At 34.7% G+C, this 25,792-nt stretch carries 20 protein-coding genes; 15 read left to right on the plus strand and 5 right to left on the minus strand.

The genetic code is table 11. The features are described from left to right. Positions 1–130: 130 nt before the first annotated feature. Together BUA98_RS21285 and BUA98_RS21290 are read right to left on the minus strand one after the other, a co-directional pair. Complete coding sequence (locus tag BUA98_RS21285) at positions 131–838, minus strand: LytR/AlgR family response regulator transcription factor (protein WP_072975880.1); 708 nt, start codon at positions 836–838, stop codon at positions 131–133. 3 nt (positions 839–841) lie between these two features. Then, positions 842–1,663: a sensor histidine kinase gene (locus BUA98_RS21290; protein WP_244279246.1), complete on the minus strand. Its 822-nt coding sequence runs from the start codon at positions 1,661–1,663 to the stop codon at positions 842–844. 440 nt (positions 1,664–2,103) lie between these two features. On the opposite strand from BUA98_RS21290, the gene BUA98_RS21295 reads away from it, so the two are divergent. After that, positions 2,104–2,889, plus strand: a complete 786-nt coding sequence (locus BUA98_RS21295; RefSeq protein ID WP_072975885.1) for a DUF5694 domain-containing protein — start codon at positions 2,104–2,106, stop codon at positions 2,887–2,889. A gap of 191 nt (positions 2,890–3,080) precedes the next feature. Here the strand turns inward: BUA98_RS21295 and sucC are convergent, their stop codons facing one another. Beyond that, the gene (gene sucC, locus BUA98_RS21300; protein ID WP_072976052.1) at positions 3,081–4,274 is read right to left on the minus strand and encodes an ADP-forming succinate--CoA ligase subunit beta; all 1,194 of its coding nucleotides are present in this window, start codon (positions 4,272–4,274) and stop codon (positions 3,081–3,083) included. Positions 4,275–4,690: 416 nt separating this feature from the next. On the opposite strand from sucC, the gene gltB reads away from it, so the two are divergent. The 13 genes from gltB (at position 4,691) to BUA98_RS21370 (ending at position 19,880) form a co-directional block, all read left to right on the plus strand. Beyond that, complete coding sequence (gene gltB / locus BUA98_RS21305; RefSeq protein ID WP_072975888.1) at positions 4,691–9,205, plus strand: glutamate synthase large subunit; 4,515 nt, start codon at positions 4,691–4,693, stop codon at positions 9,203–9,205. Positions 9,206–9,291: 86 nt separating this feature from the next. Next, on the plus strand, positions 9,292–10,746 hold the full coding sequence (locus tag BUA98_RS21310) for a glutamate synthase subunit beta (protein WP_072975892.1): 1,455 nt from the start codon (positions 9,292–9,294) through the stop codon (positions 10,744–10,746). Between the two features lie 614 nt (positions 10,747–11,360). Beyond that, complete coding sequence (gene lysA / locus BUA98_RS21315) at positions 11,361–12,584, plus strand: diaminopimelate decarboxylase (protein WP_065448164.1); 1,224 nt, start codon at positions 11,361–11,363, stop codon at positions 12,582–12,584. A 488-nt stretch (positions 12,585–13,072) separates the two neighbouring features. Next, entirely contained in the window at positions 13,073–13,387 is a 315-nt protein-coding gene (locus BUA98_RS21325) for a GIY-YIG nuclease family protein (RefSeq protein ID WP_072975897.1), read from the plus strand. A gap of 410 nt (positions 13,388–13,797) precedes the next feature. Next, positions 13,798–14,697, plus strand: a complete 900-nt coding sequence (locus BUA98_RS21330; protein ID WP_244279247.1) for a helix-turn-helix domain-containing protein — start codon at positions 13,798–13,800, stop codon at positions 14,695–14,697. 64 nt (positions 14,698–14,761) lie between these two features. Continuing rightward, positions 14,762–15,211: a hypothetical protein gene (locus BUA98_RS21335; protein WP_072975899.1), complete on the plus strand. Its 450-nt coding sequence runs from the start codon at positions 14,762–14,764 to the stop codon at positions 15,209–15,211. Between the two features lie 63 nt (positions 15,212–15,274). After that, entirely contained in the window at positions 15,275–15,646 is a 372-nt protein-coding gene (locus BUA98_RS21340) for a hypothetical protein (protein WP_072975901.1), read from the plus strand. Positions 15,647–15,762: 116 nt separating this feature from the next. Beyond that, positions 15,763–16,152, plus strand: a complete 390-nt coding sequence (locus tag BUA98_RS21345) for a VOC family protein (RefSeq protein ID WP_072976056.1) — start codon at positions 15,763–15,765, stop codon at positions 16,150–16,152. 301 nt (positions 16,153–16,453) lie between these two features. After that, entirely contained in the window at positions 16,454–17,641 is a 1,188-nt protein-coding gene (locus BUA98_RS21350) for a COG3014 family protein (protein ID WP_072975903.1), read from the plus strand. 188 nt (positions 17,642–17,829) lie between these two features. After that, positions 17,830–18,156, plus strand: a complete 327-nt coding sequence (locus BUA98_RS21355) for an ArsR/SmtB family transcription factor (protein WP_072975905.1) — start codon at positions 17,830–17,832, stop codon at positions 18,154–18,156. After that, positions 18,146–18,649: an SRPBCC family protein gene (locus BUA98_RS21360; protein WP_072975907.1), complete on the plus strand. Its 504-nt coding sequence runs from the start codon at positions 18,146–18,148 to the stop codon at positions 18,647–18,649. The genes BUA98_RS21355 and BUA98_RS21360 overlap by 11 nt, the downstream gene beginning before the upstream one ends. Before the next feature lie 123 nt (positions 18,650–18,772). Beyond that, entirely contained in the window at positions 18,773–19,456 is a 684-nt protein-coding gene (locus BUA98_RS21365; RefSeq protein WP_072975909.1) for a GNAT family N-acetyltransferase, read from the plus strand. A 52-nt stretch (positions 19,457–19,508) separates the two neighbouring features. Beyond that, positions 19,509–19,880 (plus strand): hypothetical protein, encoded by a 372-nt coding sequence (locus BUA98_RS21370; RefSeq protein ID WP_139257036.1) that lies wholly within the window; start codon positions 19,509–19,511, stop codon positions 19,878–19,880. 181 nt (positions 19,881–20,061) lie between these two features. Here the strand turns inward: BUA98_RS21370 and BUA98_RS21375 are convergent, their stop codons facing one another. After that, positions 20,062–21,597 (minus strand): YifB family Mg chelatase-like AAA ATPase, encoded by a 1,536-nt coding sequence (locus BUA98_RS21375; protein WP_072975912.1) that lies wholly within the window; start codon positions 21,595–21,597, stop codon positions 20,062–20,064. 78 nt (positions 21,598–21,675) lie between these two features. After that, entirely contained in the window at positions 21,676–22,650 is a 975-nt protein-coding gene (locus BUA98_RS21380; protein ID WP_072975914.1) for a Gfo/Idh/MocA family protein, read from the minus strand. A 131-nt stretch (positions 22,651–22,781) separates the two neighbouring features. On the opposite strand from BUA98_RS21380, the gene BUA98_RS21385 reads away from it, so the two are divergent. Beyond that, the gene (locus BUA98_RS21385; RefSeq protein WP_072975916.1) at positions 22,782–25,781 is read left to right on the plus strand and encodes an amidohydrolase family protein; all 3,000 of its coding nucleotides are present in this window, start codon (positions 22,782–22,784) and stop codon (positions 25,779–25,781) included. Positions 25,782–25,792: the final 11 nt, after the last annotated feature.

The following is a 25,792-nucleotide window of genomic DNA, read 5'->3' on the forward strand; positions in this document are numbered from 1 at the left end:
AACCGCAAAGGGCGCTAAGGTTTACGTAAAGTTCGCAAAGCTATATTGATAAAGCTTTGCGAACTTTTGCGTTTATATTGAACCTTACAAATTAAAATCTTTGCGCTCTTTGCGGTTAAATAGTTTTTTTTTATATTTTATTTTGATCAATTCTCTCAAAGAAAGCATCTTTAAAAGTGGCCCCAATTGGTAATTCTTTCGCATTAATAAAAACCGAAAAATTATCTGTTGATTCAATATGTTTCAGAGAAATAACATACGATTTATGTATCTGAATAAAATCCGTTGAAGGCAGTGATTCAATAACATTTTTTAAGGATGAATGTGTAACGATCTGTTGTTGTTTCGTATGAATACAAACGTAATTCTGAAGGCTTTCGACATATAGAATTTCATCTAAAAACAACTTCTGGAACTTATTTTTACCATCTGTTTTAACGAATATAAAATCAGATGAATTACTATTGGATGAAACCTCTATTTTTTGTTCTGTATTTAATTTAGAAACTGCCTGATAAAAGCGTTCAAACGAAATTGGTTTTAATAAATAATCAACTGCATTTAACTCAAATCCTTCCAATGCAAAATCAGGATATGCTGTTGTAAAAATGACTTTTATATCTTTTGAAATAATTCTGGAAATCTGCAAACCTGTTAATTGCGGCATCTGGATATCTAAAAAAATAACATCAACAGCTTGTGTGTTTAAAAATTCCAATGCTTTTAAGGAATCATTAAAAACAGCTGATTTTTCTAAGAAATTTACTTTCCCGATATAATTTTCCAAAATGCGTGTTGCAGGCGGTTCATCATCAAGAATGATACATTTAAAAACCATAAATTATTCTTTTAGCGGTATTTTCAAGTAGGCTTTAAAGGTATTATTTTCTTCTGTTTTTTCAAGTACAAATTGGTCTTTATACATGTATTCCAGTCTTTTTGTGAGGTTTTCAAAACCAATTCCAGTTGAAGAATAATTTTCACTTCCAACATTATAATTGAAAGTTGAAATTTCCAAAAATCCCTCTTTTATACGAATTGAAATAACTGCTTTTTCTTCTTCACTGTTAAATTTACCATGCTTAAAAACATTTTCAACAAAGTGAATTAATGCCGATGAAAGAATCTTTTCATTCGAATAATTTCCTTCAATAGTAAAATCCAAAAACAACCGATCTTCAAATCGTTTTTTCTGCAAATGAATATAATTCTGTATGAACTGAATTTCTTTTGAAAGTACCGCTTCATCTTTGTCTGTTTCTGTAATGACGTAGCGAAGCAAATCAGAAAGAACCAAAATATCTGCTGCCATTTCATCTTCTTTTAAAATCAGCTGACTATAAAAAGAATTTAATGTATTAAACAAAAAATGAGGACTAACCTGCGCTTTCAGCATTTGGAATTCAGCTTTTTTGTTTTCTAAAAGTAATTCCTGATTTTGTTGCTGTGCACTCTGAAACTGCCAAAACAAATAACTCAAAGCACTTAAAATTACGGCAGGTAATCCAAAAAAGAAATTATCACGGACATAATAGGTTAATTCCCTCGACTCTTCAACATAATTATGCCTTCCAATTATTTTAAAAACAACAACTTCCTGCAAAAAATAACGGACTCCGGCAAAAATTAGTAATGAAACGGCAATGCTCAAAAAATATAGCAAAATCCTTTTTTTGTTCAAAAACCAATCGCAAAAAATGTAAAAATTTAAAAGATAAACGATAAAAATTGATAGAACAAAACTTGTATTAAAAAAGAAATACTTATTGCTGAAAACAGAATCCAATTTTCGATTACCTACTCCAATATCCCAGAGATAAAAGGTAAAAAACAGTACTAAAAAAAGAAAAATATGATAATAAAAAGGGATTTTTAGCTTCATAATATATTGTTGTTATTTCAAAAATACAACTATGACTTTACATGAATACTCTATTTATATGAAACTTCATTTTTTAATGATGAACTATGAAAAACTTTACACGTAAAATTTAAATGAAGAATTTCAAGTGTTAATCAAACGGAACATGGTGTTCATCAAAAATGGAAAAAACGCTTCCAATCTGCCTGTACATTTGCAATGAATTTAAACACAAAATCACCATGCAAAAAATTATTTTATTACTAATGCTTATTACTTTTAATCTATCACCTGCTCAAACAAAAAAGAAACAAATATTATTGTTTGGAAGCTTCCACTTTGAAAATCCCGGACTTGACGTTGCCAAAGTAAATACTTTTAATGTTATGACAGACAAAAGCCAAAAAGAACTCGAAAACATTACCAATAAAATTAAAAAGTTTGGACCTGATAAAATTTTTGTTGAATGGAATTATCAAAAACAAGACAAATTAGATAACTTTTATGCTAAAAACACTGACAGTTTACTTCAGAAAGATTCAGATGAAATAGTACAAGTAGCTTTAAGATCAGCTAAAAAATTAGGCCATAAAAAGTTATATGCAATTGATTATAATGATACTGATTTTCCATATGATAGTTTGGTAAATGGAATGAAAGCTGCCAATCAGTTTGATTTAATCAAGAAGAATAAAGAAACAATGAAACATTATGAAACAGATTTCAATACAAAAATTACAAAGTATTCTTTAACCCAATTACTTTTGGACGTTAATAAACCAGATATTAGCTGGTATCTTCAAACTGCGATCAAAGGGGGGAAAACAGATAATTTTGTAGGAGCCTATTTAGTTTCAGAATGGTACAGAAGAAATCTTTATATGTATGCTTTAATACTGAAACTTACAGAAAGTAAAGACGATAAAATAATGGTTTTATTAGGTGCTGGCCATACTGAAATGATTAGAGAATTTGTCGTGCATAATCCTGAATACGAAATTGTAGAATTGTCTACAGTTTTGAAATAATTAATTTAACCGCAAAGGGCGCTAAGGTTTACGCAAAGTTCGCAAGGCTATATAGATAAAGCTTTGCGAACTTTGCGTTTATATAAAATCCTACAAATAAAAAACTTTGCGCTCTTTGCGGTTAAGTAGCTAGCAAAAAAAATCCCTCCAATTTCTCGGAGGGATTTCTATATAATTGATTTCTTATTTAATTAAGAAAGTGCAGCTTTAACTTGGTCAGCAGCTTCCTGAAATTGAGTAGCTGATAAGATTGGCATACCAGAGTTGTCAATTAATTCTTTTGCAATTTCAGCATTTGTTCCTTGCAAACGAACGATGATTGGCACATTGATAGCGTCTCCCATGTTTTTGTAAGCATCAACAACCCCTTGAGCAACACGGTCACAACGAACGATTCCTCCGAAGATGTTAATCAAAATAGCTTTTACGTTTGGATCTTTCAAGATAATTCTGAAAGCAGTTTCAACACGTTTAGCATCTGCAGTTCCACCAACGTCTAAGAAGTTAGCAGGCTCAAAACCAGCGTATTTAATTAAATCCATAGTTGCCATTGCAAGACCTGCTCCGTTTACCATACATCCTACAGTACCGTCAAGATCTACATAGTTCAAACCTACTTCTTTAGCTTCAACTTCGATTGGATTCTCCTCACGGATATCTCTCATTTCAGCATATTTAGGTTGTCTGTATAAAGCATTATCATCGATATTTACTTTAGCATCAACAGCCATAATTTTGTTATCAGATGTTTTCAAAACCGGGTTGATTTCAAACATAGAAGCATCAGAACCAATGTAAGCATTGTATAATGAATCGATGAATTTAACCATTTCTTTGAAAGCATTTCCAGAAAGACCTAAGTTAAAGGCAATTCTTCTTGCCTGGAAACCTTGTAATCCAACAGTAGGATCTACTTCTTCAGTAAAGATTAAGTGTGGTGTGTGTTCAGCAACTTCTTCGATATCCATTCCACCTTCAGTAGAATACATAATCATGTTGCGTCCTGTAGCTCTATTCAATAAAACAGAAACATAAAATTCAGAAGTTTCACTTTCACCTGGATAGTAAACATCTTCAGCAACTAAAACTTTGTTTACTTTTTTACCTTCAGCAGAAGTTTGAGGTGTGATCAATTGCATTCCGATAATTTGTCCTGCAATTTCTTCAACTTGTTGAAGATTTTTAGCCAACTTAACTCCACCACCTTTTCCACGTCCACCTGCGTGAATTTGTGCTTTTATTACGTGCCATCCTGTACCAGTTTCGGCAGTTAATTGTTTTGCAGCAGCCACAGCTTCAACTGCATTATTAGCCACAATTCCGCGTTGAATGCGTACTCCGTAACTAGCTAAAATTTCTTTTCCTTGATATTCGTGTATGTTCATAATATAGAATTTGTCTGGTTCTGAATTTATTTCAGAATAAAAGTGCGACAAAAGTAGCAAAATTCAACTTAATAGTAAAATCTTTTTCCATTAAAAAAAAAACACTTATAGGTATTAAACGTTTATTCTTTTTCAATGCTAAGAAATGGTTAAGCAAACAGTTTGTTAATATTAACTCAAAACCACTAAAACGTTTGATATTTAACAAAAATATCACCGTATTTATTAGCCCTGCGACGATTTTTCTTAATATATTCTAATTCGGATTATCATTTTATCATTTAGCAATGGTTTAAATAAAATTATTATCATTTAAGAATCGTTTTTCTAATATTACAACAAAAATGTAAGCCAAATTACAATTTCAATACATTATGTTTAACGAAATCTTTATTTTTGTAGAAAAAATATCAAGAATGAAAGTTAAAGAACAAGGGCTTTATTTGCCTGAATTTGAACACGACAATTGTGGTGCAGGATTTATTTGTAATTTGAATGGTATTAAATCTAACGATATTATTCACAAAGCATTGGACATCTTAATAAAATTGGAACATCGTGGTGCAGTTAGTTCTGATGGAAGAACTGGAGACGGAGCTGGAATTTTATTCGACATCCCACATAACTTTTTCAAAAAGGTATGTGACTTTGAAATCCCTGAAACACGTGAGTATGCAGTAGGAATGGTTTTTTTACCAAAAAGCAAAAACCAGGTTTCTTTTTGTATTAACACTTTTGAAGCAACTATTAAAGATCAGAACTTAAAGATCTTAGGTTGGAGAGATGTACCTGTTGAAGTTGAAAATTTAGGGCAGATTGCCGCAGAAAAAGAACCAACAGTTAAGCAGGTTTTTGTTAGCAAAAACGGTCAGGATTTAACTGAAAATGAATTTAATGCAAAACTTTTTGCAGCTAGAAAAATTGCTGAACACGCTATTAGAGGATCTAAAACCTCTGAAAGTCACATGTTCTATTTCTCTAGTTTATCGACAACTACCATAATATATAAAGGTCTATTGATGCCGGAAGACATCAGCCGTTATTATGTTGACTTAAAAGATCCAGATTTAGTGACTCGTTTGGCGTTAGTTCACCAACGTTTCTCTACCAATACTTTCCCTTCATGGGAATTAGCTCAACCATTTAGATACATGTGTCATAATGGTGAGATCAATACACTTCGTGGAAACGTTAGCCGCATGCGTGCTCGTGAAGAGCTTATGCAAAGCAAAGTTTTTGGCGATGATATCAAAAAATTATTCCCAATTATCTTAGAAGGAAAATCTGATTCTGCTTCTATGGATATGGTTGTTGAACTTTTATTAATGACAGGTCGTTCATTGCCTGAAGCGATGATGATGGTAGTTCCTGAAGCTTGGGAAAAACACCAGACAATGTCTCCTGAAAAAAGAGCTTTCTACGAGTTTAACGCTTGTATCATGGAGCCTTGGGATGGTCCTGCTTCTATTCCGTTTACAGATGGTAACGTTATTGGAGCATTATTAGACAGAAACGGTTTGCGTCCTTCTCGTTATACATTGACAAAAAGCGGTTTCGTAATCATGTCATCAGAAATTGGTGTATTGGATATCGATCCGGAAGATGTAATTCAGCACGGTCGTTTAGAGCCAGGAAAAATGTTCCTGGTTGATATGAACGAAGGTCGTATTATCGAAGATGAAGAAGTTAAAAAAGCGATAGTTACAAAACGTCCTTACCAGGAATGGTTAGATGCTAATTTATTGCCTTTATCTAAAGTTCCTTACACAAATAATCCAACTCCGGTTGAGAAATTAGATTTCGTAACAAGACAAAAATTATTTGGTTATACTATTGAAGATTTAAAAACAATCATTAACCCAATGGGAGGTCAGGGAGCTGAAGCAATCAGTTCTATGGGTAACGATACGCCTTTGGCAGTATTGTCAGACCAGCCTCAGTTGTTGTATAACTATTTCAAACAATTATTTGCTCAGGTTACCAACCCGCCTTTGGATGGTATTCGTGAGGAAATCATTACTGATATCAGTTTAGCTGTTGGTGGAGATTTCAATATTTTTGAAATAGAATCGAAACAATGTAAAAAACTAAAAATCCAAAATCCGGTTATTTCTAACGAGGATTTGGATAAAATCAGAAACATTGATCACGCAGATTTCAAATCGGCTACTATTTCTACTTTATACAAAATAGAAAAAGGAGTTAACGGTTTAGAGCGCGCTCTTGAAAAATGTGTTCAGGCAACTTTCAAAGCTGTTTCTGAAGGATGCAACATTATCATCCTATCAGACAGAGGTGTAAGCGAAGAATTAGCTCCAATTCCTATGTTATTGGCTTGTTCTTACATTCACCATTCTTTGAATATTTTACAGGTTCGTTCTAAATTCGGAATCATAATCGAATCTGCAGAACCTCGTGAACCACATCATTTCGCCTTATTGTTCGGATACGGTGCAAGTGCGATCAATCCATACATGGTAAACGAAATCATTCACGATCAGGTTGCACAAGGATTTATTACGGGTGTAAAAGCAGATTACGCTGTTGTAAACTATAATAAAGCGATTGCAAAAGGAATCGTTAAAATCATGAACAAAATTGGTATCTCTACTTTACATTCGTACAGAGCTGCTCAAATTTTCGAGATTTTAGGTTTAAACAAAACATTTACGTCTAAATATTTCCCTTACACACCTTCAAGAATCGAAGGAATTGGTTTGATGGAAGTAGAAAAAGAGGTTAAAAAACGTTTCCAAAAAGCCTTCCCAAATTCGAAAGTGGCCAACTTGCTTTCTCTTGAAATTGGAGGTATTTACAGATGGAGACGTGGTGGAGAAAAACACATGTTCAATCCAACCACTATTGCAAAATTACAACAGGCCGTTCGTTTGAACAGTCCTGAAAGTTATAAAGAATACTCTAATATGGTTAACGAGCAAAGCTCAAACTTAATGACTATTAGAGGAATGTTTGAATTCAATAATTTAGATCCGATTTCTATTGATGAAGTAGAGCCTTGGACAGAAATTGTAAAGAAATTCAAAACAGGTGCAATGTCTTACGGATCTATCAGTAGAGAAGCGCACGAGAATTTAGCGATTGCAATGAACAGAATTGGAGGAAAAAGTAATTCTGGAGAAGGTGGAGAAGATCCAAAACGTTTCCAAAAAGAAATTAACGGAGATTCCAGAAACAGTGCAATCAAACAAGTTGCTTCGGGACGTTTTGGTGTTTCGATCAACTATTTGACAAATGCTAAAGAGATTCAGATTAAAATGGCTCAAGGGGCAAAACCTGGTGAAGGTGGTCAGCTTCCTGGAGAAAAAGTGGTGCCCTGGATTGCTGAAACAAGAAACTCTACGCCTTATGTAGGTTTGATTTCACCTCCGCCTCACCACGATATTTATTCTATTGAGGATTTATCTCAATTGATTTTCGACTTAAAAAATGCGAATCGTGAAGCACGTGTAAACGTAAAATTAGTTTCTGAAGTGGGTGTTGGAACTATTGCTGCCGGTGTTGCCAAAGCAAAAGCTGACGTTATACTTATTTCAGGTTATGACGGAGGAACTGGTGCTGCACCACTAACTTCATTACAGCACACTGGAATTCCGTGGGAACTTGGTTTAGCGGAAGCACAACAAACTTTGATCTTAAATGATTTAAGAAGCCGTGTAGTTTTAGAATGTGACGGACAATTGAAAACAGGTCGTGACGTAGCTATCGCTGCCTTGTTAGGAGCTGAAGAATTTGGTTTTGCTACTGCTCCGCTTGTGGCTTCTGGTTGTATTATGATGAGAGCTTGTCACTTAAATACTTGTCCGGTTGGTATTGCAACTCAGGATCCTGAATTGAGAAAAAATTTCAAAGGAACTCCGGAGCACGTAATCAACTTCATGTATTTTATTGCTGAAGAGTTAAGAGAGATCATGGCGCAATTAGGTTTCAGAACTTTGAAAGAAATGGTAGGTCAATCACAAAAATTAAATGTGAACAAAGCTATCAAACACTATAAAGCAAATGGTTTAGACTTATCATCGATTTTATACAAACCGGAAAAAGCGAAAACAGAGCCAAATCATAATACAACTACGCAAGATCACCAACTTGAAAATGTATTGGATTTTGATATTATTAAAGAAGCGATTCCGTCTATTTATAGAAAAGAAAAAACTAGAGTAACCTTTAAAATTAAAAATACAGACCGTTCTGTAGGTGCTATTTTGAGTAATGAAATCTCAAAAATATATGGCGCACAAGGTTTACCTGAAGACACTATTTTAGTTGATTTTGAAGGTTCTGCCGGACAAAGTTTTGGTGCTTTTGCAACAAACGGGTTGTCATTTAAAATTCACGGAAACTGTAATGATTATTTAGGAAAAGGTCTTTCTGGAGGAAAACTAATTGTAAAAGTACCTCCTACTGCAACTTTCAAACCTGAAGACAATATCATTATTGGAAACGTTGCCCTTTACGGAGCTATTACCGGAGAGGCTTATATTAATGGAATGGCCGGAGAACGTTTTTGTGTGAGAAATTCTGGAGCAACTGCTGTTGTTGAAGGAATTGGAGATCACGGATGCGAGTACATGACCGGTGGCACTGTAATTGTTTTAGGAAAAACAGGAAGAAACTTCGCAGCTGGTATGAGCGGTGGTGTTGCTTATGTTTATGATCCAGGTAAAAAATTCGATTCGACATTATGTAACACGGAAATGGTTGCATTTGATCCGATGGAAGAAGAAGACGTTACCAAAATAAGACGATTGATCAAAAACCATTCATTGTACACCAACAGTCCATTAGCAAAAAGAATTTTAGCAGACTGGGAAAATGAACAGCAACATTTCGTAAAAGTGATGCCAACTGATTACAAAAAAGCATTACAACGAATTGCAGAAGAGAAAAAAATAGAAGAATTAATAGCTTAATAAAAAATCAATTTCAAAAATCAAAAATCAATTTCAAAAATTGGAATTTGGAATTTTAAAGAAATTGGAATTTAATTAAAAATGTCATGGGTAAAATAGGCGGATTTAAAGAATATAACAGAGCCGACGAAAGTAATGTAGCAGTTGCAGAACGTGTTTCGAACTACAACGAATTTACTATTCCGTTATCTGAAGAAAAGAAAAAAGAACAAGGTTCAAGATGTATGGATTGTGGTATTCCTTTTTGCCACAGTGCTTGTCCGTTAGGAAATTTAATTCCTGATTTCAACGACATGGTGCATCAGGAAGAATGGCAAGGTGCATTAGAGATTTTACAATCTACTAATAACTTTCCAGAATTCACAGGTCGCTTATGCCCTGCTCCGTGTGAGAAATCATGTGTATTAGGAATCATAAAAGAGCCGGTTGCTATCGAAAACATCGAGAAAAATATCATCGAAAGAGGTTTTGCTGAAGGATGGATCAAACCACAAGCGCCAAAAAAGCGAACAGGAAAAACTGTTGCTGTTATTGGTTCAGGTCCTGCTGGTTTGGCTGCAGCTCAACAATTAAACAGAGCAGGTCACACTGTAACTGTTTTTGAAAGAGACAATGCCATTGGAGGTTTATTGCGTTACGGAATTCCGAATTTCAAATTAGAAAAAGGAATTATCGACAGACGTGTAGCGATCCTTGAAGCAGAAGGAATCACTTTCAAAACTAACGTAAACGTTGGGGTGAACTTTAGCGTTGAAGAACTAAATGCTTTTGATTCTATCGTATTATGCGGTGGAGCAACAGAGAGAAGAAGTTTGCCAACTAAAGGAATCGAAAGCAAAGGCGTTGTTCAGGCAATGGATTTCTTAACACAGCAAACGAAAGTTTTATACGGAGAGTCAATTCCAGATCAGGTAATGGCAACCGGAAAAGATGTAATTGTAATTGGTGGTGGAGATACAGGTTCAGATTGTATCGGAACATCAAACAGACACGGTGCAAAATCAGTAACTAACTTTGAGATTTTACCAAAACCTCCAGTTGGAAGAAGTGAAACAACGCCATGGCCTTTCTGGCCGTTGCAGTTGAAAACATCTTCATCTCACGAAGAAGGTTGCGACAGAAACTGGTTAATCAATACTAAAGAATTCTTAGCTAACGAAAAAGGAGAATTAGTGGGATTAAAAACAGTTGAAGTACAATGGAAAATGACTCCGGGTCAGCGTCCTGAATTAATCGAAAAAGAAGGTTCAGAAAAAATATGGCCTTGCGATTTAGCTTTATTGGCTTTAGGATTTACAGGTCCTGAGAAAACTTTAAGCGAGCAATTAGGTCTTGAAGTGGACATGAGAAGCAACTATAAAGCAAAAAATTATCAAACGAACGTACCACACATTTTCACCGCCGGTGATATGAGAAGAGGACAATCGTTAATTGTATGGGCTATTTCAGAGGGTCGCGAAGCAGCAAGAGAGGTAGATTTGTTCTTAATGGGCTCTACTAACTTGCCAACCAAAGGAAACGGAGATTTACCGAGTCTTTAATTTTTAAGGTACTAAGATGCTAATGTTCTGAGGGGCTAAGATTTCTTTCCACCCTACATCTTAAGAACTTAAAGATTAAAAATTATTAAGTCTTTATTCCGATAAACAACATTACTACTAACAAACCCTTGAATTTATATTCAGGGGTTTTGTTTTTTTGCCACAGATTATTTTTTTCGCCACTACCCGAGCGATAGTGAACAGGCGAAGCAATTCACGAATTATCTAATTTCTTTTCTGGCTTTTTTCTATTTCAAAATATAGCCCGTGATTTCAACCACGGGAAACGTTACGGATTAGACGTAATCATATATTGTGTCCCCGTGGTTGAAACCACGGGCTATGCTTTATGCCTTTTGGGGAAATTCAAAATAAAAATTCGCGAAAATTAGTGTCATTTGTGGCAAAAAAATCTGCGCAAATCTTTTAATCTGTGGCAAAATCTTAGTACCTTAGAATCTCAGTCCCTTAGAACCTAAAGAAAGTTTTATAAAAATTCGAAATAAAGCACTTTTTGTTCAAAAACAAACAATTTGTTACAATTTGTTATTTTTCTACAAAAAATTTGCCGTTACTCAAAAGTGTAATAACTTTGCTCAAAATAGTTTATAAAAATGCAAGCAAAAGATTTACTGCAGTTAGCAGACCAATTTGGAAGTCCATTATATGTTTATGATGCCGAAAAAATCCAATCACAGTACAATAGGTTAACTAAAGCTTTCTCTAAGGTAGAAAACTTGAGAGTTAATTACGCCATGAAGGCATTGTCTAACGTTGCGATTCTTCAGTTATTAAAGAACATGGGGTCTGGCTTAGATACTGTGTCAATTCAGGAAGTTTTATTAGGACTTCATGCTGGCTATGATCCTGACAAAATTTTCTTTACGCCAAACGGAGTTTCTTTAGAAGAAATTGAAGAAGTTGCCGCAATGGGTGTTCAAATCAATATTGACAACTTATCTATTCTGGAGCAATTCGGAACAAAATATCCTCAAATTCCGGTATGTATCCGTATCAATCCACACGTAATGGCTGGTGGAAATGCTAATATTTCTGTAGGGCATATCGATAGTAAATTCGGAATCTCGGTACATCAAATACCGCACATTTTGCGAATTGTTGAGAATACAAAAATGAGTATTGTTGGAATTCACATGCACACAGGATCTGATATTCTTGATATCGAAGTATTCTTGTACGCAGCTGAAATCTTGTTTGATACCGCTAAACACTTCAAAGATTTAGAATTTTTAGATTTCGGAAGCGGATTTAAAGTACCTTACAAAAAAGACGATATTGAAACCGATATTGAAGAACTAGGTAAAAAATTATCAAAAAGATTCAATGCATTCTGTGCAGAATATGGCAGAGATTTAACGTTGATTTTCGAACCGGGAAAATTTTTGGTAAGCGAAGCAGGTCATTTCTTAGTAAAAGTAAACGTAGTAAAACAAACAACTTCAACAGTTTTTGCCGGAGTTGACAGTGGTTTCAACCACTTAATTCGTCCAATGTTGTACGGATCTTCACACCATATCGAAAACATCTCAAATCCAAAAGGAAAAGAGCGTTTTTACTCTGTGGTAGGATACATTTGCGAAACCGATACGTTTGCAAACAATCGCAGAATTTCTGAAATTACTGAAGGTGATATTTTAGCTTTCAGAAACGCAGGAGCATACTGTTTCTCTATGTCTTCGAACTACAATTCAAGATACAAACCAGCCGAAGTTTTATGGAAAGACGGAAAAGGAATCTTAATTCGCCAACACGAAACTTTCGAAGATTTACTTAAAAATCAAATTCCGTTGCCACAAGAAATTGCTGCAACAGTTTAAAATAAAAAAAAAGAGAATATCTATTGAATCCCGTTTCTTAATTGAGGCGGGATTTTTTTTATTTTAGATTTTAGAGTTCAGATTTTAGATTTTAGATTTATACTTTGTCAGGCTGAGCGAAGTCGAAGCCAATGTAGCAAACCGCACTTGTCATTTCGACGAAGGAAAAATCCTCACAAGAAGCTCCGCAAAGCAACCATTATGTTTGTCACTTCTAAAAAGAGGCTCACACAAAGTAACCCCAAGCTTGTCATTTCGACGAAGGAGACTACAGCGATAGCGACTCGCGAAGCAAATCCTCGCAAGAAACTCGACAAAGTAAGCTTCATGTTTATCATTCCGAAAGCAAAGCCAGCACAAAGTAACTCCAATCTTGTCATTTCGACGAAGGAGAAATCCTCGCAAGAAGCTCTACAAAGTATATCAAATTTAGAGCAAAAAAAGAAAGAAAAATCTTAAAAAAACATAACTTTAGCCAAAAAACAAAAATGCAATTACACGAAGGCTATCACACTTACTACATCTACATAATAGCAAACAAACATAAAACCGTTTTCTACACTGGAGTTACGAATAATTTAAAGATTCGTTTAAGACAACATAGAGAAAACAACACAACTGGAAACAAAACTTTCGCATCAAAGTATCACGCTATATACTTATTATACTACGAAAAATTTACTTGGGTTCAGGAAGCAATAGCTCGTGAGAAAGAAATAAAAGATTGGCGCAGGGAAAAGAAAATCGAATTGATAAAGACTATCAACCCGAATCTGGATTTTTTAAATGATTTATTTTCGTGATTCTCAACGTACAAATTTCCAATCTTTGTCGAGCTTCTTGCGAGGATTTCTCCTTCGTCGAAATGACAAGATTGTGGATAATTGGAATTTAAAAAAAAGTCTCGTCCTGAAAAAATAAACTTCTAATCTAGCCCCGATGGAAGCGATATCCTTTTATGGCGGGGTTCGCCATGAAAGATTTAGCGGACAGCGGGACGGGTCGTTCTTTTGAAATGGAAATTGCTGCTACTAAAAATTCACCACAACATTTAAAATAAAAACCTATTTTAGCTTTGTACAAAACCCAAAAACTACCAAAGGTTGTCAATAACAACTATAAGTAGCGCAATAACAACTAATGGTAGCTGATTTTATTTGCGAACAGGCTATGGGGCACTATAGCTTTGCAGTATCAAATAAAAAATATAATTATGATGCTAAATTCAAAATCAGTAGGCAATAAAATTGCTACAGCAAGAAAGAAAATGAACCTTTCGCAAGCAGACCTTGCAAAACAAGTTTCAATTAGTTCACAAGCGGTTGGTAAATGGGAAAGAGGTGAGTCAATGCCTGATATTGCTACATTAAACCGACTTGCCGAAATTCTGGGTGTAGACCTAAACTATTTTTCTGAAACATTCAAATCTAATGTTTCTGAAAATCAAGTTGAAACCACCCAAAAACAAGCTGCAGAAATTTCAACAACAAAAGTTAAGACTACCTTAGGTTTAAGCTGGAATATGTCATCGGGAAACTGGGTTGATGCTGATTTTTCGGGGTTAAATAACCTTAAAGACAAATTCAGCACTTCAAATATGAAGAACTGTAAATTAATCGATTCTGACTTGTCGAATTTAATACTTAAATCCAACAATATTGTAGGTTGCGATTTTTCTAATTCAGATTTGAGAAATAGTAAAATTCAGACTTCTAACGTACAAAACAATCAATTTGTTGAATGTTTACTAATAGACACGGAATTTTCGTCGAGTGAAATTAAAAACTGTAATTTTTCAAAGGCTAACTTTTCAGGAGTTGAATTAAAAACATCAGAACTTAAAAGTTGTATTCTGGAAAATGCGGTTTGGAACTTATCGTCGTTTAAATTATCAAGTATTTCTGATGTGGTTTTTAATGGGACAATAGAAGAATGTTCTTTTGATAACTGCTCTTTTTCAAAAGTGACTTTTAAGAATGCAACCCTTATAAATACTTTTTTTAAAGGTAAGTTAAAAGGCATTCAATTTATTGACTGTACTGCTGACCGAATAACTTATGAATTCCTTAAAAATGGAAAAGCGAACCTGACAGGACTAACTTTATTAACATAGTGCCATCAAAATATAGAAGAAATAAAAAACTATTTTAACTTAGCCAAATTAAACCCCAAAACCAATGAAAATTACGATTCCCCTGTCGGCATTATTCCTGTTACTTTCTACTACTATATTCAGCCAGACTATTGCTGATTTAAAACTAAAACCCAAAGAAATTCCAAAAAGCTATTTTTTAAGCGATGGCCAAATTTGTGTGACGAATCAGGCTTGTAATTTTTATACCGATATTACCACATACAGCAATATTATTGGTGTTGTAAAAAGCAAAGAAATTCAAAGTTTCAAGAGTAAAGCAGATAGCGGTTCTATTATGTACATTGAATTTGAAAACAGATTCAAAGGTGACAAGTTTCTGCAAGGATTGTTATGGGGAAAAGACGGTCAGCCAACTGATGAGCATCCAGAAGAGTATCTTGCAAAAGGAAAATTTCTGATTATTTGGAGTTTTCATCCTGATAGCACTATCAAAGAAAAATCGGAAGCTAAAATTGATGCGATTTTGCAGTAAGCAAAATGTGATTTTAAAACCCGGCTTTATTCTTTTTAAGTAACTTTGCTAAAAATATAAAAAATGAAACCACAAATTCGAATCCTAATCTACTCTATATTATTCTTTTTATACCTTTCTTCAACGCCACTTTTATTAACGTTGGGTGAAAAATTAAAGACGGATCCCTTTATAACTTTAGGCTGTGGTTTTGCTTTATTGAATCTTGTTTATGCTTTCTTTGCTTTAAAATGGACTGTTTTATTAAATATAGCATGTGCTATTGCAATTGCTGCTTTGGCCTTATTCTTAGCTTTGAAATTTACCAATTTACATCTGTTTTTAAATTATGATCCGTATCAGGTTAAAACAGCAATATTAGCGAATGCGGTTTTCTCGATTATTTTTTGGGAAATTGTTTATCAGGTAAAAATTAGAAAACATACTGCACATTAGGCGCATTCATAGCACCGTATCTCCTTTTTATATGTTTTAATTTAAAATTCGTAAATTTATTATACGACCATTATTTAATGGTGGGAATTAAGTTTTAATTTTTTAAAATGAATCTTATGAAAACTAAAAAAATATGGGCTAATTTGGCAGTAGAAGATTTGGCGCGAACTACCAAATTTTATAACGAATTGGGGTTTAAACCAAATGGTACAAACGAAGAATTGACGAGCTTTTGTTTTGGAGATGATGATTTTATAATTCACTTTTTTATAAAAGAGCGCTTTAAATGGGCGGTGAATGATGAAGCTGCCGATTTACAAAAGGGTAACGAAATTATATTTTCGCTTTCGGCTGAAAGTGTAGATGAAGTGCATCAACGATTGTTGGCGGTTAAAAATGCCGGTGGAAGAATTTTTGCTGAACCACAAAGTTTTGAAAAAGGTTATTTCTTTGGGTTTTCGGATCCTGATGGTCATAAATTTAATGTTTTGTATTGGCCGAAATAATATGAATTTACAGCAAGGCATTTTGGTAGGATTACTGTTCTTCGCAAAGTTATTGCAGTTTTTCTTATGAAATACTAAACTTCTCATCTAGCCCCGATGGGAGGGAAAATCTTTTTGTGCCGGTGTTCGGCGCAAAAAATTGGAAGGAACAGCGGGACGGGTCGTTCTTATGAAAAGGAAAATTTCTGCTTCTAAAAATTAAAATAAAAAATATAATATCCTGAGTTTTCATTCAAAAAAAAGAGGCGATAAAAGTTCAAAAACCAATATATTTACGCCTTCAAATCAACAGGTCTTTAGAATGAAAAAAATTACCGTTTTCTTTTCAATATTATTTTTAGCACTTTCTTCTTGTGGTGTAAAAACCACGCAATCGTTAATTAGCGATGGGAATTATGATGCTGCAATTGATAAAGCTGTAGAGGCTTTAAAAACTAAAAAAGAGTCGAAAGGAAAGCAGGATTATGTGTATTTGCTGGAAGAGGCGTTTGCAAAAGCGAAGGACAGGGATTTGCGCGATCTGGATTTGCTGACGAAAGATGCTAATCCGGCGAATGCGGAACGTGTTTATAATACGTATTTGCAATTGAATAACCGTCAGGAGAAAATTAGGCCTTTACTGCCTTTGCCACTACTTAAACAGGGAAAAAATGCTTCTTTTGCATTTGATAATTACTCTGATCAGATTGTAAAGAGTAAAAATGCGTTGTCGAAATATTTATATGGGAACGCTTCGGCACTTTTAAAATCGAGCAATAAACTGGATTTTAGAAAAGCCTACGATGATTTATTTTATTTGGAAAGTATTAATCCGGGATATCAGAACACTAAAAAACTGATGGCTGATGCCCAATTTAAAGGAACTGATTTTGTAGATGTTTATGCTAAAAATCAAACCAATATGGTGATTCCGAAACAGCTTCAGGATGATTTATTAGATATTAAAACGTACGGATTAAACGATAAGTGGACGGTTTACCATAGCGCCAGACAAAAAAATGTAAAGTACGATTATAGTCTGATTGTGAATTTTGTACAGATTAATATCTCGCCTGAACAAATTAAGGAAAAAGAATTCATCAAAGAAAGACAAGTTAAAGATGGTGTAAAAACGCTTTTGGACAGCAGAGGAAAACCTGTGAAAGATAGTTTGGGTAAGGAAATAAAAGTGGATAATTATAGAACACTTCGTGCGAATATTTACGAGTTTCGACAATTTAAATCGTGTCAGGTAACGGCAAAAGTCGATTATGTAGACAGCAAGACAAACGCTTTGGTGCAATCGTTTCCGATAACAAGCGAGTTTATTTTTGAGAATATTTATTCGACTTACAAAGGCGATAAAAGTGCCTGTGAAGATAATTACCTGAATTATTTTAATAAACGCGCTGTTCCTTTTCCGAATAACGAACAAATGGTTTATGATACCGGTGAAGACTTAAAAGCCAGACTTAAAGATATTATTGTTAAGAATAGGTTTAGGGGATAGTCTCAACTATAAAAAAGCAACATTTTAAGACGTACGAATAGTGCGTCTTTTTTTTATTTAAATTTTAAAATACTCTTTTGCGATTCTCTCAAGAATAAATTATCGCAAAAAAAACACAAAAACATTTTGTGCAACCAAAAAGTTGCTTATATTTGCAACTAATTAGTTGCGTATTTAAATAAATCAAAATGAAGCGAGATATTTTTCAGGCTATTGCCGACCCGACCCGCAGAGCTATTTTAGTATTAGTAGCAACAAACGCTTTGACACCCAATGCAATTGCGGAGCAATTTAACACAACCAGACAAGCCGTTTCTAAGCATATTAAAATTCTCAACGAGTGTGAATTATTAGACGAAAAAAAAGTGGGTAGAGAGATCTACTATCAGTTAAAAATTGACAAAATGAAAGAAATTGACAAATGGCTAGCGCAGTTTAAAGAAATTTGGGAAAGCCGTTTCAGCCAATTGGATCAAGTATTAATGAATCTAAAATCTAAAGAAAATGAAATCTAATCTATTGATGAATTTTACCGTGGACAAAGAAAATAGTACGGTAAATGTAAAACGCGAATTTAATGCCTCACTTGACAATGTTTGGTCTGCCTGGACTGAACCTGAAATACTAGACCAATGGTGGGCACCGGCTCCTTGGAAAGCCAAAACAAAAAGCATGGATTTTAAAACGGGAGGACGAAGACTATATGCCATGGTTGGACCTCAGGGTGAAGAACATTGGGCTATTGCCGATTTTACTTCGATTACGCCAAAATCTAACTTTAAATATCTGGATGCTTTTAGTGATAGCGAAGGGAATTTGAACAAAGATTTTCCACGTTCTGACTGGAATGTGAATTTCTCAGAGCAAGGTGATTCCACTATTGTGGATATTGCGATCAAACATGAAAACCTTTCTGATTTGGAAAAAATCATCGAAATGGGCTTCAAAGAAGGCTTCACTATTGCGATGGAAGGCTTGGATGCAATTTTTGCTGTGAGAACAAAGTAAATCTTATTTATATTTTATGAAATCCCGTTTCGATTGAAGTGGGATTTTTTATTTCTTATTATTATAAATCCTTATTTTTATATTTCAAAATTTGCCTCTTACATTAATTTCAAAAGCAGTATAATGACAATCTCCGAAGAAAATAAATTAGACAATCCGGTTTGGTATTCTCTATCAGAAAACCATGACGACTTTGCTGTAGAATATGGGAGTACTAAATTCTACGATCCAGATTATGGACCGTTTGGAGGCTTTACTGCTTTGGAAAATACTGCAGTTGCAACGCAGGAATATTCGGCTTTGATTGATAATTTCTTTGTCGTTGGAGAAAAACCACAAATAGGTTATAATTTAAAAATTGTTAAAGAATTGGATTGCCTTCAGATGATTATTACGGAAAAAATTCAACTTCCGATCGATGTTGAAATCGTGAAGTTGGGCACAGTTCATAGTGAAATTTTGTATGATTTAATCAATTTGGTACAGCCTGGTTACTTTAAAAACAAAACCATGCTACTTGGGGATTATTACGGAATATTTAAAGACAATCAGCTGATTGCTGTTTCGGGAGAACGCATGAAAATGAATTCTTTTACTGAAGTGAGTGCGATAATCACACATCCTGATCAAACAGGAAAAGGATATGCTAAACAACTCATTACTCATGTAGTTAATGCGATTTTTGATCAGGGTAAAATTCCGTTTTTGCATGTTGCAGAAAGTAATATTGGTGCAATTAAATTATATGAAAAACTAGGTTTTGTTACCAGAAGAAAAATTAGCTTTTGGAATATTTCTAAAAAATAGTACCTTTACCGTAACCCTAATCTACTATTAACAATCTTAATCTACTATGGTAATGAAAAAAGTAATTTTAATCCTCCTTTGTTTATTTGGTTTATCAGTAAGTGCACAAACACAAAATGAGCTCGTTGGAAAATGGATATTGGTAAAATGGACGAAAAACGGAAGAACTCAGAACATTAAGGAGCAATATAAAACGACTCAGGTTTTGCAGATTTTTCAGGAAAACGGAGATTTTGAAAGTCGTATTGGTAGCGAAAGCACCTATTCTAAATGGAAATTAACCAAAAACAATTCTGAACTTATAATTGTTGATTCTATTGTTTCAATCACTTCTTCCATTGATTATTTTGATGCCAAAAAACGTGTAATTAGCACTCCAGAATTGGGAACATTTGAATATAAAAAGATTCCGGATGCAGAATAAGCTATGACTCCCTCCTAAATAAATTGAAAAACTAATTTATTAAGAAACAGGCGATAGCGAACCGAAAAAGCAATCTCCGCAATGTAATTCCATAAAGTTGAAATAATACTTTGTAGCGTTACTTGCGGAGATTTCTCGTTTCTCAAAATGATAAGACAGAGTAATCTAAAATCTAAAATTTCTAACCCAGCCAACCATCGCGATCCAGGCTTCTGTATTGAATGGCTTCGGCTATGTGTTGTGAGATTATTGTTGGTGCAGCGTCTAAGTCGGCTATGGTTCTGGCTACTTTTAGAATTCTGTCGTAGGCTCTTGCGGAAAGGTTTAGGCGTTCCATTGCAGTTTTCAATAGCTCTTTTGATTGATCGTCTAGCCCACAATATTCGCGAATTAATTTGCTGCTCATTTGTGCATTGTAATTTATGTTTTCGACTTCTTCAAATCGTTTGGTTTGAATTTCTCTGGCTGCGGTGACACGTTTTCTGATTTCGACACTGCTTTCGGCTTTTCGATCATCAGCGAGTTTCTCGAAGGGAACGGGCGTTACTTCAATATGGATATCGATTCGGTCTAATAATGGTCCGGAAATTTTGCTCAAATAACGTTGCATTTCGTGTGGCGAAGAAGTATTAGGCTGACTTGGGTCATTAAAAAAACCACTCGGACTCGGATTCATACTTGCCACTAACATAAATGAAGACGGATAAGTTACGGTGAATTTCGCACGAGAAATGGTGACTTCACGATCTTCCAGCGGCTGGCGCATTACTTCTAAAACATCACGTTTAAACTCTGGCAATTCATCCAAAAACAAAATGCCATTATGGGCCATGGAGATTTCGCCCGGCTGCGGATAACTTCCTCCTCCGACTAAAGCCACATTCGAAATAGTATGATGCGGACTGCGAAATGGTCTTTGATTCATTAATCCAACTTCTTTCAATTTTCCGGCAACGCTATGAATTTTAGTCGTTTCAAGAGCTTCGCGCAAAGTCATTGGCGGCAAAATACTCGGAACTCTTTTGGCCAACATTGTTTTTCCTGCTCCAGGCGGGCCAATTAAAATAATATTGTGACCTCCGGCGGCAGCGATTTCCATACAACGTTTAATGCTTTCCTGTCCGCGTACATCAGAAAAATCAAATTCAGGGAAATCTAAGGTTTTGTAAAATTCGGCTCTGGTGTCAATAACAGTGGGTTTAAGATCCCCTTTCCCGTTAAAAAAATCAATTACTTCCTGTAAATTGGTCACGCCATAGACATCTAAACCTGTTACGATTGCCGCTTCTTTTACGTTTTGAATTGGGAGAAAAAAACCTTTGTATCCTTCTTCTTTAGCTTTTATCGCAATTGGTAATGCACCACGAATAGGCTGTAAACTTCCGTCTAAAGAAAGTTCCCCCATAATAATATATTGTTCGATTTCGGGTGCTTTTATTTGATCGGAGCCTACTAATATTCCCATTGCGAGCGGTAAATCGTAGGCCGAACCTTCTTTTCGAAGGTCGGCTGGCGCCATATTGATGGTTATTCTTTTTCCGGGTAAATATAATCCGTTGTTTTTTAGAGCAGCTGCAATTCTGAAACTGCTTTCTTTTATAGCGCTATCCGGCAAACCAACTAAGTGTAAACCAATACCTTTGTCCATATGAACTTCGATGGTGATGGTGGTTGCCTCTACTCCAAAAACAGCACTTCCGTAAATTTTTACTAACATAATTTCAATTTCATTAAATGTTTTTAAATCTAATGAAAATAATTATATTGTAACTATTTTACTACAAAAAATATATTTTTAAAAAGGTAAATTAATCTGGATCCTGATATCTTCCGTCATTTTACTCAAATCCAAACTATTTTGATGTGACCAAAGTTGGCTCTCAATTTGCTTGTTTCGAATACATTGATGACATTCAATCGCTTCATGTGCATATCCTTTTCCGAGATTTGGCAGATTAAAAGTTTCCTTATGATTATCTTTTACAATCGAATATCCATCCGCCATAAACCAGGGAGCATTCAATTGAATATGTCCTTGAGTTCCTCCAATAACGGCTTTCATATCTGATTCGGAAACTATTGAAGCATTTAAAATAGCTTGTGCATTCTCGTAATTTAAAATCATAGAAGTCTGCAAATCAATTCCGTCTTCATTACAAACCGATTTCGCTATAATTTCTTTTGGAATTCCAAGTACTATATAGGAGAGAAATAAAGGATAAACGCCAATATCATATAATGCTCCTCCTCCAAGATTTTTGTCAAAAAGCCTTCCTCCTGCCGCTTCATCTGCATAAAAAGCAAAATCAGCTTTTACATAATTTACATCGCCAATTATTCCCTGATTTACTTTTTGCAAAACTTCTTTTACAGACGGCATAAAACGCGTCCAAAAGGCTTCCATAAAAAATCTATTATACTTTTTAGAAGCTTCCGTCATTCGAACCGCATCTTTATAAGAAAGTGAAAGTGGCTTCTCGCATAAAACATGTTTCCAGCTTTCTAATGCTTTGATCGATAATTCGGCATGCGAATCGTGAGGTGTTGCGATATAAACAATATCAACCTCATCATCAGCAAAAAGGGTTTCATAAGAATCATACGCTTTTGGACAATTGTATTGTTTTGCAAAATCCTTTGCTTTAATCAAATCTCTGGAGGCAACGGCAACCAATTTAGCCTCTTTTATTAATAATAAATCGGCAGCAAATTGATTTGCTATGTTTCCTAAACCAATAATTCCCCAATTTATGCTGTCCTTATTCTTCATAATGTTTTATTTACACTTCTAATTAAAGGTTATCCAATGCGCATACGAAAATAGGGAAAAAAGATTATTAAAATAATAAATCGATTATAACATATATTTCATATTTTTAGCAAAAATTTACCAAATTACATATGAAAAAAGCCCTACTTCTACTCTTTTTGAGTGTTTTTTTAACAAAAACGTACGCTCAGGATTACTTCCCTGTTAACGAAAGTGTACACAACAAAAACAAGAATTACACTGTTTTTACTAATGCCACGATTTATGTTACGCCAACTCAAAAAATCGAAAAAGGAACTTTACTGATTCAGGACGGTAAAGTGGTTGCTGTTGGAAATGCTGTTTCCATTCCGAAAAATGCTATTACGATAGATTTAACCGGAAAAACAATTTATCCTTCTTTCATTGATATTTATACCAGCTTTGGTATTGAAAAACCAAAAGCAAATATGACTCCCGGACGTAGTCGTAACCCGTTATATGATACTAAAAGAGTTGGGTATTACTGGAATGAAAGTGTTCGTCCGGAAATAAACAGTTATGAAACTTTTAAATACGACCAGCCAAAAGCAGATGAATTATTGAAAGCTGGTTTTGGTGTTGTTGGAACTCACGTTCCTGACGGAATTGCGCAAGGAACCGGGGCTTTGGTTGCCCTGAATAATGAAGACAACAGCAAACAAATCATCACAAATAAATTAACCAATCATTTATCTTTCTCAAAAAGTGCCCTTACCAATCAGAACTATCCAAGTTCTTTAATGGGATCGATGGCATTGATACGCCAAATGTATCTGGATTTAGACTGGTATAAAAAAGGGAATTCTGAAACCAAAGATTTATCATTGGAAGCTTTGGCAAACAATGAAAAACTGGTTCAGATCTTCACTTCTGAAGATAAATTAAACAGTTTGAGAGCTGCCAAAATCGCTAAAGAATTTGGTTTGAACTATGTTCTTAAAGGAAGCGGAAATGAGTTTGAAAGAATTGAGGAAATTAAAGCTACTAATGCTAAATTCATTATTCCAATAAGTTTTCCTGAAGCTTATGATGTTTCCAATCCGTATTTATCGAACCAAATCGAATTGGCTGATATGCGTTTCTGGAATCAGGCACCAACAAACCTAAAAGTGCTTTCAGACAATGGAATTGTATTTGCGCTTACAACTGACAAATTGAAAAAAATTGAAGATTTTAAACCCAATCTTCTAAAAGCCATAAAATTAGGTTTTGATAAAACAAAAGCTTTAGAAGCGCTGACTACAGTTCCGGCTGCTATTTTAGGAAAAAGCGCTGAAGTGGGCAGTTTAAAAGTGGGTACTTATGCTAACTTTATCATTACTTCCGGAGAAGTTTTTGACGAGAAAACGGTTCTATATGAAAACTGGGTTCAGGGATCTAAGTTTATCGTAAATGATCTTAGCGCAAAAGATATCCGTGGTAATTATGATTTAACGGTTGGAAAAGACACTTACAAATGGAAAATTGACGGAACAGCTGATGCTCAAAAATCAGAAGTAACAACTGTTGATGCTACAAAAGTAAAAAGTACTTTTTCTATCGCTAAAAATTGGATTTCATTGGTGATAAAACCTGCAGACACTATTAAATCGAACTACACCCGTTTAACCGGATTTATAGAAAAACCAGATGCTTTATCTGGAAAAGCAGTTTTATCAAGCGGAGAAGAATTGGTGTGGAAAGCTGTAAAAACGAGTCCGTTTGTTATGGTAAAAGATTCTTCTAAAGTAGAAAAACCACTTCCAATTATGCCGGTTACCTATCCAAACATTGCTTTTGGTGATACTAAAAAACAAACAACGCAAACTTTATTATTTAAAAATGCCACGGTTTGGACGAATGAGAAAGACGGAATCCTAACAGAAACTGATGTTTTAATCAAAAACGGAAAAATTGCAGCTGTTGGTAAAAATCTTTCTGATGCCGGTGCTACTGTTATTGATGCTAAAGGAAAACACATTACGAGTGGTATTATCGATGAGCATTCACATATCGCAATCTCTAAAGGTGTAAACGAAAGCGGTCACAACTCGACTGCAGAAGTTACGATCGAGGATGTTGTCAACTCTGAAGACATTAATATCTATAGAGATTTAGCGGGTGGTGTTACTATTTCGCAATTATTACACGGATCTGCAAACCCAATTGGTGGTCGTTCTGCAATCGTAAAATGGAAATGGGGCTCTTCTCCGGACGAAATGTTATACAAAAATCAACCTAAATTTATCAAGTTTGCTTTGGGTGAAAACGTAAAACAAGCGAATTGGGGAATTGATAACCCAACTCGTTTTCCACAAACCAGAATGGGAGTTGAACAGGTTTTTACTGATTATTTTCAATTAGCAAAAGAATACGACGAAAGCTGGAAAAAATTCAACGCTGGTTCTAAAAAAGGAAAAGCTCCAAGAGTAGATTTAGAATTGCAAACGCTTGCTGAGATTTTAAACAAAGAGCGTTTTATTACGTGTCACTCTTATGTCGAATCTGAAATTTTGATGTTAATGAATGTTGCGGAGAAATTCAATTTCAGAGTAAATACGTTCACACATATTTTGGAAGGTTATAAAGTAGCGGATAAAATGAAGGAACACGGTGTTGGTGCTTCAACTTTTTCTGATTGGTGGGCTTATAAATTTGAGGTGAATGATGCTATTCCGTTTAACGGACCAATTATGCACAACCAGGGATTAGTTGTTGCCTACAATTCTGATGATGCTGAAATGTCACGCAGATTAAACCAAGAGGCGGCAAAAGCAGTGAAATACGGAAACATTTCTGAAGAAGATGCCTGGAAATTTGTAACGCTAAACCCAGCAAAACTTTTACATATTGATGATAAAGTAGGAAGCTTAAAAGTAGGCAAAGATGCCGATGTTGTACTTTGGAGCGAAAACCCACTTTCTATTTACGCGAAAGCTGAGAAAACAATCATTGAAGGTGTTGTCTATTTTGATATCGAAAAAGATGCTCAGAAGCAATTGGCCATTACTAAAGAAAGAAGTGAATTGATTGGGCAAATGTTGCAGGAAAAAAATAAAGGAAACGGAACGCAACAACCAAGCAAAAAAGAGAAAAAAGAATATCACTGTGATACTTTAGAGCAGTTATAAAAACTTTAGAA

Origin of the sequence: Flavobacterium saccharophilum, from assembly GCF_900142735.1 — a bacterium.
GTDB lineage: Bacteria > Bacteroidota > Bacteroidia > Flavobacteriales > Flavobacteriaceae > Flavobacterium > Flavobacterium saccharophilum.

What these genes read in the sequence shown, in the direction of transcription:
- BUA98_RS21285 (WP_072975880.1), bottom strand. Translation starts at nt 838, where the DNA reads ATGGTTTTTAAATGTATCATTCTTGATGATGAACCGCCTGCAACACGC.
- BUA98_RS21295 (WP_072975885.1), top strand. Translation starts at nt 2,104, where the DNA reads ATGCAAAAAATTATTTTATTACTAATGCTTATTACTTTTAATCTATCA.
- sucC (WP_072976052.1), bottom strand. Translation starts at nt 4,274, where the DNA reads ATGAACATACACGAATATCAAGGAAAAGAAATTTTAGCTAGTTACGGA.
- gltB (WP_072975888.1), top strand. Translation starts at nt 4,691, where the DNA reads ATGAAAGTTAAAGAACAAGGGCTTTATTTGCCTGAATTTGAACACGAC.
- BUA98_RS21310 (WP_072975892.1), top strand. Translation starts at nt 9,292, where the DNA reads ATGGGTAAAATAGGCGGATTTAAAGAATATAACAGAGCCGACGAAAGT.
- lysA (WP_065448164.1), top strand. Translation starts at nt 11,361, where the DNA reads ATGCAAGCAAAAGATTTACTGCAGTTAGCAGACCAATTTGGAAGTCCA.
- BUA98_RS21325 (WP_072975897.1), top strand. Translation starts at nt 13,073, where the DNA reads ATGCAATTACACGAAGGCTATCACACTTACTACATCTACATAATAGCA.
- BUA98_RS21330 (WP_244279247.1), top strand. Translation starts at nt 13,798, where the DNA reads ATGATGCTAAATTCAAAATCAGTAGGCAATAAAATTGCTACAGCAAGA.
- BUA98_RS21335 (WP_072975899.1), top strand. Translation starts at nt 14,762, where the DNA reads ATGAAAATTACGATTCCCCTGTCGGCATTATTCCTGTTACTTTCTACT.
- BUA98_RS21340 (WP_072975901.1), top strand. Translation starts at nt 15,275, where the DNA reads ATGAAACCACAAATTCGAATCCTAATCTACTCTATATTATTCTTTTTA.
- BUA98_RS21345 (WP_072976056.1), top strand. Translation starts at nt 15,763, where the DNA reads ATGAAAACTAAAAAAATATGGGCTAATTTGGCAGTAGAAGATTTGGCG.
- BUA98_RS21350 (WP_072975903.1), top strand. Translation starts at nt 16,454, where the DNA reads ATGAAAAAAATTACCGTTTTCTTTTCAATATTATTTTTAGCACTTTCT.
- BUA98_RS21355 (WP_072975905.1), top strand. Translation starts at nt 17,830, where the DNA reads ATGAAGCGAGATATTTTTCAGGCTATTGCCGACCCGACCCGCAGAGCT.
- BUA98_RS21360 (WP_072975907.1), top strand. Translation starts at nt 18,146, where the DNA reads ATGAAATCTAATCTATTGATGAATTTTACCGTGGACAAAGAAAATAGT.
- BUA98_RS21365 (WP_072975909.1), top strand. Translation starts at nt 18,773, where the DNA reads ATGACAATCTCCGAAGAAAATAAATTAGACAATCCGGTTTGGTATTCT.
- BUA98_RS21370 (WP_139257036.1), top strand. Translation starts at nt 19,509, where the DNA reads ATGAAAAAAGTAATTTTAATCCTCCTTTGTTTATTTGGTTTATCAGTA.
- BUA98_RS21375 (WP_072975912.1), bottom strand. Translation starts at nt 21,597, where the DNA reads ATGTTAGTAAAAATTTACGGAAGTGCTGTTTTTGGAGTAGAGGCAACC.
- BUA98_RS21380 (WP_072975914.1), bottom strand. Translation starts at nt 22,650, where the DNA reads ATGAAGAATAAGGACAGCATAAATTGGGGAATTATTGGTTTAGGAAAC.
- BUA98_RS21385 (WP_072975916.1), top strand. Translation starts at nt 22,782, where the DNA reads ATGAAAAAAGCCCTACTTCTACTCTTTTTGAGTGTTTTTTTAACAAAA.